General features: G+C 40.6%; 25 protein-coding genes. 6 read left to right on the top strand and 19 right to left on the bottom strand.

Translation table 11 applies throughout. The features are described 5' to 3' along the window. Nucleotides 1–3 precede the first annotated feature (3 nt). The 6 genes from kdsA to AC04MM_RS01375 all read left to right on the top strand — a co-directional run bounded on the left by kdsA (nucleotide 4) and on the right by AC04MM_RS01375 (nucleotide 6,352). Nucleotides 4–858, top strand: coding sequence for a 3-deoxy-8-phosphooctulonate synthase (kdsA, locus tag AC04MM_RS01400; protein ID WP_475379028.1), 855 nt, complete (start codon nucleotides 4–6; stop codon nucleotides 856–858). A 14-nt stretch (nucleotides 859–872) separates the two neighbouring features. After that, on the top strand, nucleotides 873–1,853 hold the full coding sequence (locus tag AC04MM_RS01395) for a lysylphosphatidylglycerol synthase transmembrane domain-containing protein (RefSeq protein WP_475378521.1): 981 nt from the start codon (nucleotides 873–875) through the stop codon (nucleotides 1,851–1,853). Between the two features lie 30 nt (nucleotides 1,854–1,883). Then, nucleotides 1,884–2,411 (top strand): TIGR03546 family protein, encoded by a 528-nt coding sequence (locus AC04MM_RS01390; RefSeq protein WP_475378520.1) that lies wholly within the window; start codon nucleotides 1,884–1,886, stop codon nucleotides 2,409–2,411. Nucleotides 2,412–2,429: 18 nt separating this feature from the next. Then, entirely contained in the window at nucleotides 2,430–4,454 is a 2,025-nt protein-coding gene (locus AC04MM_RS01385) for a TIGR03545 family protein (RefSeq protein ID WP_475378519.1), read from the top strand. A gap of 198 nt (nucleotides 4,455–4,652) precedes the next feature. Next, complete coding sequence (locus tag AC04MM_RS01380; RefSeq protein ID WP_475378518.1) at nucleotides 4,653–5,006, top strand: hypothetical protein; 354 nt, start codon at nucleotides 4,653–4,655, stop codon at nucleotides 5,004–5,006. A 263-nt stretch (nucleotides 5,007–5,269) separates the two neighbouring features. Then, on the top strand, nucleotides 5,270–6,352 hold the full coding sequence (locus tag AC04MM_RS01375) for a hypothetical protein (protein WP_475378517.1): 1,083 nt from the start codon (nucleotides 5,270–5,272) through the stop codon (nucleotides 6,350–6,352). A 16-nt stretch (nucleotides 6,353–6,368) separates the two neighbouring features. On the opposite strand, the gene AC04MM_RS01370 is transcribed toward AC04MM_RS01375, so the two are convergent. From AC04MM_RS01370 to rpsQ, 19 genes are all read right to left on the bottom strand, one after another. Further along, on the bottom strand, nucleotides 6,369–6,962 hold the full coding sequence (locus AC04MM_RS01370; protein ID WP_475378516.1) for a TlpA family protein disulfide reductase: 594 nt from the start codon (nucleotides 6,960–6,962) through the stop codon (nucleotides 6,369–6,371). Nucleotides 6,963–7,092: 130 nt separating this feature from the next. Beyond that, the gene (gene rplQ, locus AC04MM_RS01365) at nucleotides 7,093–7,635 is read right to left on the bottom strand and encodes a 50S ribosomal protein L17 (protein ID WP_475378515.1); all 543 of its coding nucleotides are present in this window, start codon (nucleotides 7,633–7,635) and stop codon (nucleotides 7,093–7,095) included. Nucleotides 7,636–7,654: 19 nt separating this feature from the next. Further along, complete coding sequence (locus AC04MM_RS01360; protein WP_475378514.1) at nucleotides 7,655–8,680, bottom strand: DNA-directed RNA polymerase subunit alpha; 1,026 nt, start codon at nucleotides 8,678–8,680, stop codon at nucleotides 7,655–7,657. Nucleotides 8,681–8,695: 15 nt separating this feature from the next. Continuing rightward, nucleotides 8,696–9,322, bottom strand: coding sequence for a 30S ribosomal protein S4 (rpsD, locus tag AC04MM_RS01355; RefSeq protein ID WP_475378513.1), 627 nt, complete (start codon nucleotides 9,320–9,322; stop codon nucleotides 8,696–8,698). A gap of 12 nt (nucleotides 9,323–9,334) precedes the next feature. Continuing rightward, nucleotides 9,335–9,739, bottom strand: a complete 405-nt coding sequence (rpsK, locus tag AC04MM_RS01350) for a 30S ribosomal protein S11 (protein ID WP_475378512.1) — start codon at nucleotides 9,737–9,739, stop codon at nucleotides 9,335–9,337. 17 nt (nucleotides 9,740–9,756) lie between these two features. After that, the gene (gene rpsM, locus AC04MM_RS01345; RefSeq protein ID WP_475378511.1) at nucleotides 9,757–10,131 is read right to left on the bottom strand and encodes a 30S ribosomal protein S13; all 375 of its coding nucleotides are present in this window, start codon (nucleotides 10,129–10,131) and stop codon (nucleotides 9,757–9,759) included. Nucleotides 10,132–10,137: 6 nt separating this feature from the next. Then, nucleotides 10,138–10,251, bottom strand: coding sequence for a 50S ribosomal protein L36 (gene rpmJ, locus AC04MM_RS01340; protein ID WP_409477884.1), 114 nt, complete (start codon nucleotides 10,249–10,251; stop codon nucleotides 10,138–10,140). Nucleotides 10,252–10,425: 174 nt separating this feature from the next. Continuing rightward, a complete protein-coding gene (locus AC04MM_RS01335) occupies nucleotides 10,426–11,067 on the bottom strand; it encodes an adenylate kinase (protein WP_475378510.1) in 642 nt (213 codons plus the stop codon). Then, a complete protein-coding gene (secY, locus tag AC04MM_RS01330; protein WP_475378509.1) occupies nucleotides 11,067–12,392 on the bottom strand; it encodes a preprotein translocase subunit SecY in 1,326 nt (441 codons plus the stop codon). Before secY ends, AC04MM_RS01335 begins: the two co-directional genes overlap by 1 nt. Before the next feature lie 165 nt (nucleotides 12,393–12,557). Continuing rightward, a complete protein-coding gene (gene rplO / locus AC04MM_RS01325) occupies nucleotides 12,558–13,049 on the bottom strand; it encodes a 50S ribosomal protein L15 (protein ID WP_475378508.1) in 492 nt (163 codons plus the stop codon). A 15-nt stretch (nucleotides 13,050–13,064) separates the two neighbouring features. Then, complete coding sequence (gene rpmD / locus AC04MM_RS01320) at nucleotides 13,065–13,250, bottom strand: 50S ribosomal protein L30 (protein WP_475378507.1); 186 nt, start codon at nucleotides 13,248–13,250, stop codon at nucleotides 13,065–13,067. A 12-nt stretch (nucleotides 13,251–13,262) separates the two neighbouring features. After that, entirely contained in the window at nucleotides 13,263–13,721 is a 459-nt protein-coding gene (rpsE, locus tag AC04MM_RS01315) for a 30S ribosomal protein S5 (RefSeq protein ID WP_475378506.1), read from the bottom strand. Nucleotides 13,722–13,732: 11 nt separating this feature from the next. Next, complete coding sequence (rplR, locus tag AC04MM_RS01310; protein WP_475378505.1) at nucleotides 13,733–14,101, bottom strand: 50S ribosomal protein L18; 369 nt, start codon at nucleotides 14,099–14,101, stop codon at nucleotides 13,733–13,735. An 8-nt stretch (nucleotides 14,102–14,109) separates the two neighbouring features. Further along, entirely contained in the window at nucleotides 14,110–14,649 is a 540-nt protein-coding gene (rplF, locus tag AC04MM_RS01305; RefSeq protein WP_475378504.1) for a 50S ribosomal protein L6, read from the bottom strand. A 7-nt stretch (nucleotides 14,650–14,656) separates the two neighbouring features. After that, entirely contained in the window at nucleotides 14,657–15,046 is a 390-nt protein-coding gene (gene rpsH / locus AC04MM_RS01300) for a 30S ribosomal protein S8 (RefSeq protein WP_475378503.1), read from the bottom strand. Nucleotides 15,047–15,054: 8 nt separating this feature from the next. Continuing rightward, a complete protein-coding gene (rpsN, locus tag AC04MM_RS01295; RefSeq protein WP_475378502.1) occupies nucleotides 15,055–15,360 on the bottom strand; it encodes a 30S ribosomal protein S14 in 306 nt (101 codons plus the stop codon). Nucleotides 15,361–15,373: 13 nt separating this feature from the next. Next, a complete protein-coding gene (gene rplE, locus AC04MM_RS01290) occupies nucleotides 15,374–15,910 on the bottom strand; it encodes a 50S ribosomal protein L5 (RefSeq protein WP_475378501.1) in 537 nt (178 codons plus the stop codon). A 12-nt stretch (nucleotides 15,911–15,922) separates the two neighbouring features. Continuing rightward, on the bottom strand, nucleotides 15,923–16,291 hold the full coding sequence (rplN, locus tag AC04MM_RS01285; protein WP_475378500.1) for a 50S ribosomal protein L14: 369 nt from the start codon (nucleotides 16,289–16,291) through the stop codon (nucleotides 15,923–15,925). Between the two features lie 18 nt (nucleotides 16,292–16,309). Next, the gene (gene rpsQ, locus AC04MM_RS01280) at nucleotides 16,310–16,612 is read right to left on the bottom strand and encodes a 30S ribosomal protein S17 (RefSeq protein WP_475378499.1); all 303 of its coding nucleotides are present in this window, start codon (nucleotides 16,610–16,612) and stop codon (nucleotides 16,310–16,312) included. Between the last annotated feature and the right edge of the window lies 1 nt (nucleotide 16,613).

The raw sequence follows: 16,613 nt of genomic DNA, 5'->3' as shown, positions 1-16,613 counted from the left end.
GAAATGATTAACGAATTTAAGCCGTTAGCAAAAACAGTAACTCTTGAATCAAAATACGGAAATATCACCTGGGGTGACGGCAAAAGTTTCGTGTTATTTGCCGGCCCTGACATCATCGAAGATGAAGCCATGGTGATCGAGACCGCACAGGAAATTAAACGCGTCACAACAGCCTTGGGTATTCCTTGGATTTTAAAGTGCTCTTTCGATAAAGCTAACCGCCAAAGCTTAAACAGCTTCCGCGGTCCGGGCATGAACTCAGCATTAAAGTCGCTGGAGAAAATCAAAGTCTCAGTTGGTTGCAACTTCATCACTGACGTGCACGAAACCATTCAGGTCAAAGAAACTGCCGAATATGCCGAAGTGATTCAAATTCCAGCATTCCTGTCGCGCCAAACTGATCTGCTTGTTGCTGCAGCCAAAACCGGCCGCGTGATCCACATCAAAAAAGGTCAATTTTTAGCTCCATGGGATATGAAAGCTATTGCGCAGAAGGCCGTACAATCTGGTAACGACAAGTTGTTACTTTGTGATCGCGGAACCACTTTCGGTTACAACCGTTTAATCAACGATATGACCGGTTTAGTAGAAATGCGCCGTTTGGGCTTTCCAGTGGTTATGGATTGCACACACTCAACGCAATTACCTGGTGCGACTGGTGAATCTAGCGGCGGCCGCGGCGATATGGTGTGGCCATTAGGTCGTGCAGCAGTTGCTGTCGGCGTAGATGGCATCTTTTTAGAAACTCACCCGAACCCAGAAAAAGCTCTGTGTGACGGCCCGACGTCGTTGCCTCTACGCAACTTAGAAGCTGTGCTTAAAAACCTAAAGAATATTTTTGATACTCACTCAAAATAGGGTAACGTATCTGGATGAAGAAATATCTTCGCCCGGTCATCGCGTTTATTTTATTACTGCTCGTTTTTAAACTTGGGTTTATTGATATCAATCAATTGACCCTAAGTTTTAAAAATCCATCTATCCTTGCCGCCGGCCTGATCTTTTTTACACTTCACACCTTAATGTTGGCTCTGCGCTGGAATCTATTAGTTAATCTCGAAATCAGCTACCCGTTTAAATATGCGGCCAAAGAAACGCTAATCGGAAACTTTTTTAATTTCTTTATTCCCAGTGGCGTCGGCGGCGATATCATTAAGGCTTTGGCTATTTCTGAATCGCACAGAGTGCCCAAAAAAATGAGTTTTTCGCTGGTGACGATTGACCGCGTACTGGGGCTATTCAGTCTCATTTTATTTTCGACCTCGTTTTTACTGGTCGAATATTTTTTCGGCATGCCCGATCAGCTCACACGCCTTTTACATATCAGTATCTTAATGCTGTGCTTAGCCTGTCTCGGGTTGATGTTTTTGTATCACTCAAAAAAAATCATCCCGCGCTTACGCAATCGGTTTAGATTTTTTATTTTTCAAAAACTTTTTTCATTTGCCGAACAGGTGCAGGTAAACATCACTAAAGCGATGCAAAGTAAATTCATGTTAAAGTTTATTTTTGTAAGTTTTCTGATGCAGTGTATGTCGATTGGCTTTTTATACGTGGTTACCACGGCCCTGACAAATGATCCGGTCTCCATCTTTGTTTTCTTACCACTGGCCTGCTTTGCCTTTATGGCTTCGGCTATTCCGCTGACGCCGGCAGGTATTGGCGTGGGCCAGGCCGCTTTTTATTTTATTTTCTCCCTGATCAGCATCCCGACCGCAACGGCCATTACAACCGGTGTAAGTCTAATGCAATTTTTTATGCTGATCACTGCATTACCAGGTGGCTACTTTTTTGCGACCTCTAAGAAAAGCCATAAAGCAGAAGTACCAGAACCCCTTAAGCAAAAAATTTAAATAGAAAAAATAAAAAAGAAAGGTAAACCAATGACCATACTTTTAAAACAACTCTTAAATCTGATCAAAATGCTGCACTCAGAAAACGGCACAGCACAGATTGCCTGGGGGTTAACACTGGGAGCCTTTTTAGGTTTCTCCCCGTTCTTCTCACTGCAGACGTTTTTAATCCTGACGATTTTATTTTTCTTCCGCGTGCAATTCGGTGCTGCTTTCCTGTCGGCATTCGTTTTTAAATTCGTCGCTTTTTTAATCGATCCCCTGGCCAACTCTCTGGGCCAATGGGCTTTAGAAGCTCCGTCAATGCGCCCGATCTACACCCAGCTCTACAATATTCCGCTAATCCCTTACACACGCTTTAACAATTCTATCGTTATGGGAAGTTTTTTAGTGGCGTTATTACTAAGCCCGTTTTTATATTTCTTCTTTGCTTATGCCGTAAAAAAATACCGCACTTCGGTTGTCGCTAAATTCGAACAGACAAAAGCTTATAAAGCCCTGACAGCCAGTAAGTTTTATCTTTGGTACACAAAATATAACGATCTTTACGGAAACTAGTTAGAGGCGCGAATATTTATGACAGACACTACTCAGCAACCAAACAATTCGCAGAAGGCAAAAGCATACAAAGAAGGCGGACTTATCCGCTGGAGCGCGGTGATTCCATTTTTTATCATTGTTGCCCTGTTTGCGGTTTATTTTAAATTGTTTTTCGACACCCATATGAAATCAGCTCTTGAGTGGGGCGGCTACAAAGCCCTGGGCTCAGAGGTTAATATCAGTAGCTTCGAAAGCTCATTCCTTAAAGGTAATGTGGCTATTTCAGGCGTACAAATCACCAGCTCCGAGCAACCAGACTTTAACAGCATCGAACTGGGCTCTATCCGCTTTGATATAAACTGGGATGCCTTGTTACGCCTAAAGTTTGTTGTCGAAGAAATGGCTGTTGAAAACGTGCAGTTCATGTCGAAACGTAAATACCGCGGAAAAGTTGCACCGCCGCCGCCGCCTTCGAATGAGCCAAGTATGGTAGACGAAGTTAAGGATAAAGCCATCGGTAAAATCGATGAAAAAGGCAAAGGCAACTTACTCGGGGATTTATCGGCGTTCCTGCAAACCGGCGACTACAAAGCACAGTTAGCTGGTATTGAAGAAAAGCTTCTTTCCAAAAAGATGGCCAATGATTTAAAAGCCAAATGGGAAAGCAAACAAAAAGACTGGGATGCTAAAATCAAAACGCTTCCGACAGAGGCTGATTTTAAAGCTTACAAAACTAAATTTGAAGCAATTAAAGTAAAAGATTTTAAAACTCCGCAGGAATTAGATGCTTCTGTTAAGCAGTTCAACGCACTTAAAGCCGAAGTCGAAGGCAAAATTAAAATCGTTAATGACACCAAGAACGAATTTAACGCTGACTTAGCTTCGATCAAAACTGATTACAAATCTCTAGACGAACAAATCAAAGCTGACGTAGCTTCGATTAAAGATCACATGAAGATTCCAAAGATTGATTCGAAACAAATCGCTAAATCAATTTTCATGGATTACTTAAACCCGTACATCGCCAAGCTGGATAAAATCAATAAATTGGCCGAAAAATACCTACCGCCTAAGTATTCAAAAATGGTGAACGAAAATCTGGATACGAAAAAACTGTTAGCCGGCGGCCAGAAGAAAAAAGAAGTTAAACCCGAAGACGACGAAACTATTCAGCCGCACCCGCGCGCTGAAGGTATCACTTACGAATTCCCGGTGACCAATGGTTACCCGCTGGTGTGGATCCAGAAAGTAAAAGTAAGCTCAAAATCTAATGCCCAGGTTGATTACGGTGACCTGTCGGGTGTGATCCAGAATATCACCTCAAACCAGCGCCAGATCGGCAAACAGACCGAAATGCACGTGGCCGGTGATTTTAAATCGAAAAATATCCGCGGTCTAAAAGTCGATGCGTTTTTAAATAATTTAAAAAATGAACCGGCAGCCGGTCTGGAATTCGCGGTAGCCAGCTACCCACTGCAGGCTATCCAGTTAATGAAAAACAACGACGGCGCGATCACTATGCCTCAGGCATCAATCAATATCGCAGCCCGCGCGGCCACCGAAGGTTTTAAATCTTACAATATCGGTTTGGTTAATACCTTTAACGGTGTACAGTTTGATTTATCAGCCAAAGAAAAAGTGGTTGAAGAGATTCTTAAAAACGCCTTTGCGCAGGTAAATACGTTTGATCTTAAGGCCGAAGCCAAGGGCTCATTATCTAGCCTTGATGTCGATGTTTCGTCGTCACTGGGTGATAAACTACAGGATGCTTTAAGCGCCAGTGTAAAACAAAAGATCGATGAGCTTAACAAAGAGATCAAACTTAAGATCGATAATGAAATCGGCAAAGTAAAAGGCGAAATCGAAAAACAGATTGCCACCTTAACCAAAGGTTACGTCGGCAATGTTAACGAAGCCCAGGCTAAGCTTGATGCACAAAAAAACATTGCCGATGAAAAAATCGCACAGGCAAAAAAAGACTTAGAAAACAAAGCTAAGAATCAATTACAAGATAAAGCCAAAAAAGCTGCCGACGATCTGAAAAAGAAATTCGGCTTTTAAACGCCGCCTGATTTTTTACTGTCAAAAAAATTACCAAACTTAAAAAAAGCCCTCCTTACAGAGGGCTTTTTAGCTTTTTGCATCACAAAGCAAACAACAACCGACAAGAAAAGTGCAATAATTACATCCAAACCAAACCCTGACACTTGAATCACTCAATCTGTGGTATTAAATCTAAAAAAACACGAGGAGACCCCCATGAAAACAATCGTTTTAGCTGCCGCTTTATTACTAGCAACTTCTGCTCAGGCTGAAGTTTTAAATTCTCAATACGAGGCTCGCCACCAAGCGATGCTTAAAAAAGCCAGCCTCGAAGCCTGCCAGGTTAACCGTGGCAAACTAACGCAAATCTCTAGCTCTGTTATCGCAGATCAAGTAGATCAGGGCATCACGGATTACTACTTCACTACTGAGTTAGAATTAACCGTAAAAATCGATCAAGGCGTTTTCGATACCTACAAAGTAACGGCGCAAACTCTGCTTGCATCTGCCTACGACCACGATGCAAAAGACTGGGGTATTTACTCGGTTCAATCAATCACCTGCCAGTAGGTGCACCTAGTCACCCGACTTTTGAAAATCTCATTTTGAGACACCTTGTTTCGTTTGCAATAACAAGGTGTCCATACTTTCTAACTCCACCTGCTGTATGCCGATAATTGCTCCCCGAACTAACCTTAGGCAGTCTATCTTTGGCTATCGCCGCTAATTCTGGAAATAAACTCTTTAAATGCATTACATGAGTATTTAAACGCGCATTCTCGCTACCCATTTGCACAAGCTGTTGGACTAAAAATCGCATTGAGATAACCTATATGAAAAAAAACGTTGTTAAACTCTTGTTAGCCATCACTATTGCAACCAGCTCAGCTTTAACTACAGAGGCTCAAACACCTCAACCAGCGCCGTTCACAAAAACGACTTCAGCTAGCGACACAATCAGCTTTATCCGTTTAGACTACGCCAAAACCAGCGATGCGCCGACAGAGTTACAACAGGCTTTAAATGACGCTTTCTCGATGCCGAACAATCAACCGGCAATTCCTGTTTCAATTTATCTGGCTTTAACGAACGATTTAAATTTACTTCGCATTGTCGGTGTCAAAAAAAATCCTGATGATTTTGGCTACACCCACGGCTTAGAATTTAAGGTGATCGGCGATCTACCAAACGATTATAGCTTAACATTCAGTTACACGACTGATCTATACACCACTCCTGTTGAGGGCGAATTATCATCAGATCCAAAAGATAATAAAATTAAACAATACTTTACGAACGAAAATATTCTAAAATTAGTTGTTTCGCATAAACCTGAAAACAAAATGTATTTCTGGAAAGCTGAAGCAGGCTGGATCGAGCTTGATTCAACATCCAGAACAAATTATTTACAAGGTTCAAACCAACAAGTCGCTTTTCATAATCTGATTAATGCCTTTAGCAGCGGAACAACAAAAGACCCAGTTCTTATCTCTGACGGCCAGGGTGATCGCGATGGACTACTCGTAGGTGTATATATGGGTTTAGCCAAAAGCTTTCACAAAGATTCAGATGCTTGTCAAAAGACAGTCGAGCTTCAATCTGGTTTTCGCACGAGTAATTTGCCTCATACGACTTTGAAAAGCCTTGAAGCCCGTCTACAACTTGATTGTGGGTTTAAGTTTACCCGCAACCGTTTTCGCGTAGAAACCGGCCACCAAGCTACCCAACACAGCCAAGGCGTTCAGCACCAGCAGTATTTTGATTTTTCTACAAAGCGCTCTAAATGGAAGTTTGGCTTCCGTGTTGAAAACAACTCCGGCGATTTAGTAAATTATACCGATTACAACTTACCAAACGTACAGGACGGAACACTCGATCCGATTTTTAAGATCTACACGCAACGTGATTTGTACTAAACGTGCAGATCACCGCTTAGGGCATGCGTTTCCAGTCCACGACCGCCATGTAGCGCTCAACAATACGACCACTGGCATCGATCGGCTTTTGATGTATGATGATCGTCGCCGGTAAGCGATCGATATTAAAGCTTTTCTGTAAATACCCTTCCGGATCCCAGAGCTGCAGATAAGCTGCGGCATTTAGTTCAGGAAAGCTTTTTAAAAACTTCTCTATAGCCACCAGTTCGTAATCTACCGATACCAGCACAATACGTAAGGTTCCGGCCTTTATCGCATCACCATGAAGCTTTAAATAGGCCAGAAGCTCAGGAATTTCGTTAATACAAGGATCACACCACGAAGCCCAGAAATGGATAATGAGCTTTTCAGTCTTGGTCGTATCCGGCATTAACGGCAACCGATCACTTGAGATCACTTTACCTTCGTAAGTCTGAAAGTTTTCGCGGTTCTCAGAAATCAACCCCATGGTCTGCTCAATACTCATCTGGGCATCTTCGATTTTTTCAGCTTTGTTCGTTGAATAGAAATAATAATTCTTTAGATAAAATACGCCACCGGTAACAAGTACCCCGATAACCAGAAATAAAATTAACAATTTAGCTTTCATATCTATCAACTATAGCAATAATTTCGGAGAGTGGTATATACGATGCCCAAAATAAAAAAGCCCCAGTGTTTCCACCGAGGCTTTTTTTAGTTCTGAACTAATTTTCGTAGCGCGTTTTAGCGCGACAAAACTATCTTGCTGCGGCTTGAGAAGCTTGGCGAGATTTGTTTTGGATTTTACGAACTGCTTTTTTCGCTTTAGCTGCAGTAACTGCAGAAGCTTTTTTAGCTTTGCTAGCTGCTTTGTCAGCGGCTTTATCAGCTTTCTTTTCACCTTTAGCTGCTTTTGTAGTTGGAGCAACTTTAGCTTTGAAATCGTAGTCTACGAATTCTAAGAAAGCCATCTCAGCAGTATCACCTGGGCGACGACCAATTTTGATCACGCGAGTGTAACCGCCAGCACGCTCTTTAAAACGTGGAGAGATGTTTTTAACGATTGATAAAGCTGACTCTTGGTTAGCTAAGCGAGAAACTAAAAGACGGATTGAATTTAAATCACCTTTTTTACCAAGTGTGATTGCTCTTTCAATGTGACGTTTAACTTCTTTCGCGCGAGTTACAGTCGTTTTGATACGACCGTGCTCAACTAAAGAGTTCATAAGACCACGTAATAAAGCCTTACGTGGGCCAGATTTACGACTAAAATGTTTTACTAAACGACGATGTGATGCCATTTCAATATACCTCTAAAAATTACGATTCACGTTTAACAGGCGGAACATTTGGATCCCATCCTGGAGGTGGCCATCCCTCGATTTTCATCCCTAAACCTAAGCCCATTTCAACTAAGATCTCTTTAATTTCATTTAAAGATTTACGACCGAAGTTTTTAGTTTTAAGCATTTCTGCCTCTGAACGAACAACTAATTCACCGATGTAACGGATGTTAGCGTTTTTCAAGCAGTTTGCAGAACGTACGCTTAATTCAAGATCATCAACTGATCTGAATAAGTTTTCATTCAACGAAGAAGAACCCATTGATTTGATTTCATCAGAAGGCTCTAAAGATTCATCGAAAGTTAAGAAGATTTGTAATTGCTCTTTTAAGATTTTAGAAGCTAAAGAAACTGCTTCGTCAGCCTTAATAGAACCATCAGTCCATACTTCTAACGTTAATGCATCGTAATCAGTACGTTGACCAACACGCGCATTTGAAACTGCGTAGTTTACTTTACGGATTGGCGAGTGAAGAGCATCAACGGCGATGTAGCCTACTGATAACTGTTCGCTTCTGTTTTCAACTGGAGAGTAACCACGGCCGTAAGCCACGATTAATTCTGCATTGAAGTTTCCGTTGTTACCAAGAGTTGCAATGTGCTGGTGTGGATTTAGAACTTCGATTTTATCGTTAGTTACGATATCCGCAGCCGTTACAACGCCTGGACCTTTTTTGTTAATACGTAGTGTGAACGTTTCAGCAGAGTGCTGTCTGAAACGAACTTGTTTAAGGTTTAAGATGATGTCTGAAACATCTTCTAAAACGTCTGGCATCGTAGAGAACTCATGTAAAACTCCATCAAGTTTTACAGCAGTAACCGCAGATCCCATCATAGAGCTTAATAAAATTCTTCTTAAAGAATTTCCAAGAGTTACACCAAAACCTCTTTCTAAAGGCTTAACGATGAACTTAGAGTACTCAGAAGTCTGAGTGTCTCTTTCGATCTCGAAACCTTTAGGTTTGATCAACTCTCTCCAGAATTTAAAATAATGTTCTTGCATCCCTACACCCCTTTATTATCGTGAGTAGTACTCAACGATCATGCTTTCTTCTACTGGAATTGAAATTTCGTCTCTCGCAGGAACATCTTTAACTGTACCTTTGAAAGCTGCGTGATCCGCTTCTAACCAGCTAGGAATAGTACGACGTGCAACGGCTTGGATGCCGGCTTGTACTTTCGTAACTTCTCTGCTTGCTTGAGCTACTTCAACAACATCACCTTTTTTAACGATGTAAGACGCGATATTTACACGTTTACCGTTAACTAAGAAGTGGTTGTGACCGATCAATTGTCTCGCTTCTCTTCTAGAATTAGCATACCCAAGGGTATAGACTACGTTATCAAGTCTTAACTCTAAGAATCTTAGTAACTCAGTACCAGTGATTCCTTTAGAGGCATCTGCACTATGGAAGTATTTTCTAAATTGTTTTTCAGAAAGACCATAATAACGTTTAGCTTTTTGTTTTTCTCTTAATTGTAATGCGTACTCAGAAAACTTTAGTCTTGATTGACCATGTTGTCCTGGAGGATATGGTCTTCTTTCAAAAGCACATTTGTCAGTGAAACATCTGTCACCTTTTAAGAATAACTTAGTATTTTCTCTGCGGCATAACTTACATACAGAACTATTTACACAACTCATATCTTACTCCGATTAAATTCTTCTACGTTTAGGAGGACGGCAACCGTTATGTGGTACTGGTGTTACGTCTTTAAGAGATAAAACTCTCATTCCTGTTCCGGCTAAAGCACGGATAGCTGGTTCACGACCTGCACCCGGGCCAGTTAAATATACATCAACAGATTTCATACCTTGTTCCATTGCTTTTTTAGCAGCGTCTTCACAAGTTACTTGAGCTGCGAAAGGCGTCCCTTTACGAGAACCTTTGAAACCTAAGTGCCCTGCAGATGACCAAGATACTGTATCACCGTTCATATCAGTAAAAGTGATGATCACATTACCGAAACCAGCGTTGATATGACATTGTCCTTGAACAACATTCTTTTTAACTTTTTTCTTAGTTACTTTTTTATCTTTATTTTCTTGTGGTGTAGCCATTATTTCATCCTACCTAACTAGACTGCTTTTTTCTTGTTCGCGACAGTTTTCTTAGGTCCTTTACGAGTTCTCGCATTTGAACGCGTATTTTGACCACGTACTGGAAGACCTTTACGGTGACGAGTACCACGGTAGCAGTTGATATCAGTTAAACGTTTGATCGCTTGACCGATGTCACGACGTAAATCACCTTCAACTTTAAAGTTCGCTTCGATAAGCGCACGCATTCCTGCAATGTGTTCATCCGTTAAAGCATCAGTGCGTAGATCAGCAGGGATACCTACTTGAGCGCAGATTGATTTTGCGCGAGGACGACCGATACCATAGATATAAGTCAATGCTACTTCAACGCGTTTATTTCTTGGTAAGTCAATACCCATTAAACGAGCCATGTTCTATTACCCCTGTCTCTGTTTGTGTTTAGCATTCTCACAGATAACTCTGATAACGCCTTTACGTTTAATTACTTTACATTTGTTACAAATTTTTTTGACCGACGGTCTAACTTTCATAAGTTCCTCACAATAACAAAACTCTAAATAAAAGAGCTTGTTATAACATTAATGATTGTTATGTCTAGCATAAATTTGACATTGTGCGAATGCACTTGCCTTACCTATGCTCAAACAAGTTTGAGCCACTTTTTACTTTAAAAACCAGAACCCGGGGTGATCCGGTCTTAGCCGTTAAAGCGCCAGTGTCTTTTTAATTTCGTTGAAGACCTTTTCAGGTGGTTGGTCGCCATCGACATTCACCATATTACCCGCCTTAGAATAGAACTCTATTGTAGGGCCTGTATTATCTTCAAATTGTTTGAGCCGCTCTGAGATCACATCAGCATGGTCGTCTTTTCTGTGCACTAGATCACCACCGCATTTTTCACATTTATCACCTTTTGAAGAAGGTTTAGTGCGAATATGGTAAATCTCTCCGCAGTTTGCACACGTACGACGCCCTGTTAAGCGATCGATTAAGATCTGAGGGTTGATCTTAAAATAAAAAACTTTATCGATTTTAGAACCTTGAGTTTCAAGCAATTTGCCTAAACTTTGTGCTTGCACAACGGTTCTCGGGTAACCGTCAAAAATGATCGATTTACCCTTATTGGTTGTTAGGTAGTCAGAGACCAAACCTAACATTAATTCATCCGGAACCAATTTACCGGCATCCATAAAACCCTGGGCCTTTAAACCCAATTCTGTTTTATTTTTAATAGCTCCGCGTAAAAGGTCCCCTGTGCTCAGCTGCAAAAAGCCAAACTTCTCGATAAGTTCACGAGACTGAGTCCCTTTACCTGAGCCCGGGGCTCCGATGAACAAAATGTTCATTAGAATTGAACCCTTCTGCTACGGATTTTCGTACCTTTTAAGAACGAGTCGTATTTTTGAGTTAATAAGTGAGATTGGATTTGTTGAGATGTATCAATAGCTACACCAACAAGGATTAGTAAGCTTGTACCACCGAAATAGAACGGGATACCAAAGCTTTGTACCAATAGACCGGGAAGAACACAGATCACGCAAAGGTAGAAACAACCTAAAACGTTGATACGATCTAAAACATAACGAATAAATTCAGCTGTTGATTTACCGGCACGGATACCTGGAACGAAAGCGCCAGTCTTTTTTAAGTTCTCAGAAACTTCGTCAGCATTAAAAACGATATCTGTATAAAAGAATGAGAAAAAGATAATTAAAGCAACGAAGATAATGTTGAATACGATACCGTTTGGATTGATCGATTCAGACATAGCTTTAACCCAAGCCACGTTCGTAAATTGTGCTAAAGTAGCTGGGAACATCAATAAAGACGAGGCAAAGATCGGCGGAATAACGCCCGGGAAGTTGATTTTAACCGGTAAGTGGCTGGTCGCCGCTGAAGTCATACCGCCATTAGCCAAACGCTGAGAGTACTGGATGGTGATACGACGTTGCGCAACTTCCATATAGATAACCGCAAAGATAGTTGCCACCATGAATAATAATAACAAGATAGCTACGATAAATTGTAATTCGCCAGATCCAACTAATTGGAATAATTGTTGCGCACCAGCAGGGATACCTGCTGCGATACCTGTAAAGATAATCATTGAAGATCCGTTACCGATACCACGCTCAGAGATCTGGTCACCTAACCACATTACAAAGGCAGTACCTGCAACCAAAGTAATGATAGTCATAAATTTAAAATAATAGATACCTAACATACCGCCTGAAATTAACATACGGCCGTCTGGTAAAGATTGGCTCGCTAACCAAGTACTCATGCCGTAACCTTGGATAACAGCTAACACGATTGTTGCGTATTTGGTGTATTGAGTGATTTTTTTACGTCCAGAATCGCCTTCTTTTTTAAGTTGCTCTAAGTAAGGGATTGCTGAAGTTAATAATTGGAAAATAATCGAAGCAGAGATGTAAGGCATGATACCCAATGCGAAGATTGAGAATTGCTCTAACGCACCACCGGTGAAGGTATTAAATAAGCCGAAAATTCCGCGATTTTGTGAGTTAAAAAATTCAGAAACAGCGTTACCATCAACTCCAGGAGTTGGGATATGAACACCAATTCTGTAAATCGCTAAACAGAACAAAGTAAATAGGATTTTCGATCTTAAAGAATTCGCACCTTTGTTGTCGTTAACTTGTTGAGCCACTCTTCTGCCTCTTTCGTCTTTTTAAGATCCTCTTGGATCATTATTCATGTTCCACACGCAAGAATAGACCCTTTCGGGTCTAGATTCTTTGTAGAACTGTTTTTAGGTCTAAGCTGTAAAATTTCGACTTTAAATCGAAACTCTTTCTATATTAGACCTAAATCCTTATTTCTTTTTAGCTTTTTTTTCTTTTGCTGGTCTAGCGTAAGTAGCTTTAACCGGTACTAACTCAACTTTACCGCCAAGTTTCTCGATAGCTGCTTGCGCAGATTTGCTAATAAAATCAGCTTTTAAAGTAATGGCTTTTTTAAGTTCGCCTTTAGCTAATACTTTAAACTTTGAATTTTTCTTGATTAAGCCAGCTTTGTAAAGCACAGCCGCATCAACTAAACCGTCAAATTTATTTAAAGCTGCTAATGTAACCTCTTCGTATTTCGTAGCAAACATCACGTTTGTGAAACCGAATTTAGGTAAACGACGAGATAACGGAGTTTGACCACCCTCGAAACCACGACGAACGCGTCCGCCAGTACGTGCTAATTGACCTTTATGACCTTTAGCAGAAGTACCACCGATACCAGAACCGATACCGCGACCTACACGTTTACGGTAGTGAGTAGAGCCTTCTTTTGGAGCTAATTGATTTAATAAACTCATAACTTCCTCTTAAACTTATTTAACAACTTTAATTTCAACTAAGTGTTGAATTTTGAAAAGTTGGCCACGGTTAGCTGCGTTATCAGCTAACTCGATTGTCGAGTTGATTTTTCTTAAACCAAGACCTTTTACAGTCATTCTTTGAGTTTCAGAGCAAGCAATCATCGATTTTTTTAAAGTAACTTGAAATTTTTTAGCCATGACAGACTCCTATTACGCTTGCGCGCTAGCTTTCTTAAGCTGTTTAAGACCGTCTAAAGTCGCTCTAACCGCATTGTGAGGGTTACGAGTACCAACACATTTAGTTAAAATGTCTTTAACACCAACTGATTCAAGAACCGCACGCACCGCACCACCAGCGATAACGCCAGTACCTGCTGCTGCTGGTTTCATGATCACTTTAGCTGATCCGAATTTACCGATCACTTCGTGAGGGATCGTACCGTCTTTAAGGTTAACGCCACTGCATTGTTTTTTAGCAGAGCGTGTTGCTTTACCAATAGCTTCAGGAACTTCGCCTGCTTTACCGCTACCGAAACCAACTTGACCTAACTTATCACCCACAACTACTAGAGCTGCGAAAGAGAATCTACGACCACCCTTAACAACTTTTGTTACGCGGTTGATAGCAACTACTTTTTCTTCTAATTCGTTTACTAATGCTTTATCCACATGACCCTCTCTTAAAAGTTAAGTCCGCCTTCGCGGGCTCCATCTGCTAATGCTTGTACACGGCCATGATAAACGAAACCGTTACGATCGAATACTACGTTCGCGATTCCTTTTTTCTTAGCTTCTTCAGCGATTTTTTTACCAACTGTTTTAGCAGCTTCTTTGTTACCATTTTTTAATTCAGCAGATAAAGAAGATACTGAAAGAATAGTTGTTTGTGCATCATCATTAATGATTTGCGCGTAGATGTGTGAGCCAGAGCGGAACACACATAAACGAGGTCTTTCAGAAGTACCTTTAACAACTTTTCTGATTCTGATTTTTTTCTTCAAACGATTTACAACTTTTGAAGATGTTTTTTTAGAAAAATTTAATTTCATATTATCCTCTATTTACCAGCAGATTTACCGGCTTTACGTCTGATATGTTCACCAACATAACGAACACCTTTACCTAAATATGGCTCTGGTGGACGGAAGCTTCTGATTTTAGCTGCAACTTGGCCAACTAATGCTTTATCAGCACCAGTTACGCTTACTGTAGTTTGTTTATCAACTTTGATCTCGATACCTTCTGGGATATCGAAAATCACAGGATGAGAGTAACCTAATGCAAGTTCTAATTTTTTGCCATTTACTGTGCCACGGTAACCTACGCCGTGCATTTCAAGAGCTTTAGTGAAACCTGTAGTTACACCTTTAACTGCGTTAGCGATTAAAACTTTGTATAAACCATGTAATGATTTAGAAGTTTTAGAATCATCAGCGCGAGTTAAAACAACTGTTTTACCATCAACTTTAGCAGTGATTTTTTTATCTAATTTATATGTTAAAGATGATTTCGCACCTTTAACAGTCACGTTTTGACCAGCAACTGTTACCGTTGCTTTGTCATCGATTTGTACTGGGTATTTACCAATTCTCGACATCTTCTACCTACCAAACTACTGCTAGTAATTCGCCGCCAACATTTTGTTTTTTGGCTTCGTTACCAGTTAGTAAACCTTTGTTTGTGCTCAGGATGCACATACCAGTTCCAGAGCGAACGCTTGGAACGTCAGCTGCGTGAACGTATGAGCGCTTACCAGGACGGCTAACCTTTTGGATCTCCGTCATTGCTGGAACACCTGCATCGTCATATTTTAAGTAAATTCTCATGATACCTTGTTTTGAATCTTTAGCTACTTTGAAGCTTCTGATGTAACCAGTATCTGCTAGAATTTTTGCTAAGTTCTCTCTTAATTTAGAAGAAGGCATATCAACTTTTTCAAGTTTTGCCGAAGAACCGTTTCTGATGATTGTTAACATTTGTGCTACTGTATCCATTGCGACTCCTACCAGCTAGCTTTCGTTACGCCTGGAAGTTTACCTTCAAGAGCTAATTGTCTGAATACCATTCTGCATAATCCGAATTTACGGTAGTTACCACGAGGGCGACCAGTAAGTTCACAACGAGTGATTACGCGGTTTGGATTAGTGTTTTTAGGTAAAGCTTGTAATTTCTTACGTGCTTCAGCTCTTTCATCGTCAGAAAGATTAAAGTTAACCGCTTTTTCACGTAATTCTTTACGGTAAGCACGGTACTTGTTTGAAGTAGCTTTTCTTTTATTGTTTTTTACAACACTTGATTTTCTTGCCATATTAATCCTTCAATTACTTTCTGAACGGTAAGCCTAATGCTTCTAGTAATGCACGACCGTCATTGTCAGTACCTGCAGTTGTGCAGATAGTGATGTTCATACCACGAATTTTTTCAATTTTATCGAAGTTGATTTCCGGGAATACGATTTGTTCTTTTAAACCCATATTGTAGTTACCACGGCCATCAAAACCTTTATTTGGTAAACCACGGAAGTCACGTACGCGAGGTAACGCTAAAGTTTGTAAACGATCTAAGAAAGACCACATACGGTCACGACGTAATGTAACGCGAACACCGATAGGGATCCCAGCTCTTAACTTGAAGTTTGAGATCGCTTTTTTAGCTTTAGTAACAACTGCTTTTTGACCGGCAATTGCAGAGATCTCATCAACGATACCGTTAACGATTTTAGGGTTTTGAACCGCATCAGAGGTACAAACGCTGATAACGATTTTATCTAAACGAGGTACTTGCATAGCGCTTTTGTAGCCTTGTTTTTTGATTAAGTGAGGAACGATTTCTTTTTGGTATTGTTCTTTTAAACGCATTTCAAACCTCTACTATAATACTTCCGGAGCTAGAGAAACGATCTTAACGAACTGTTTCGCTCTTAACTCTCTCGCTACTGGACCAAAAATACGAGTTCCGATTGGCTCTTTATTCGCATTGATTAAAACTGCAGAGTTATCATCGAAGCGGATATAACTGCCGTCTGGTCTTCTTAATTTATGAACTGTACGAACGATAACGGCTTTCGCAACGTCACCTTTCTTAACTTTTGCAGTTGGGATTGCATCGCGGATTGAAACAACGATTACGTCACCAATGTGTGCAAAACGTCTTTTTGAACCACCCAACACTTTGATACACATTACTTCTTTTGCACCAGAGTTATCAGCTACGTTTAATTTAGATTGCATTTGAATCATAAAACTACTCCTGCCCTATTACTTCGTTGTGTTTAACACTGAAGTCAGTGCCCAGCGTTTTGTTTTGCTGATTGGTTTAGTTTCATGAATAGTTACCGTATCGCCCACTTTTGCAGTTGATTTCTCATCGTGAGCTTTGATTACAGAAGATTTACGGATGTATTTTCCGTATTTAGCGTGGCGAACCATTCTGTAAACTAATACCGAAATAGTTTTTTCCATTTTGTTCGCAATCACTTCACCTTGTAATTCAACTCTACGGCCTCGAGTACTAACTGTTTTAGTCGGTTGTTTTCCGCTCGTTGTTGCCTTAGCAGCCATG

The sequence above is a fragment of the Bdellovibrio sp. SBM16 genome, from assembly GCF_056175625.1.
This window is presented reverse-complemented; position numbering and strand designations above follow the sequence as displayed.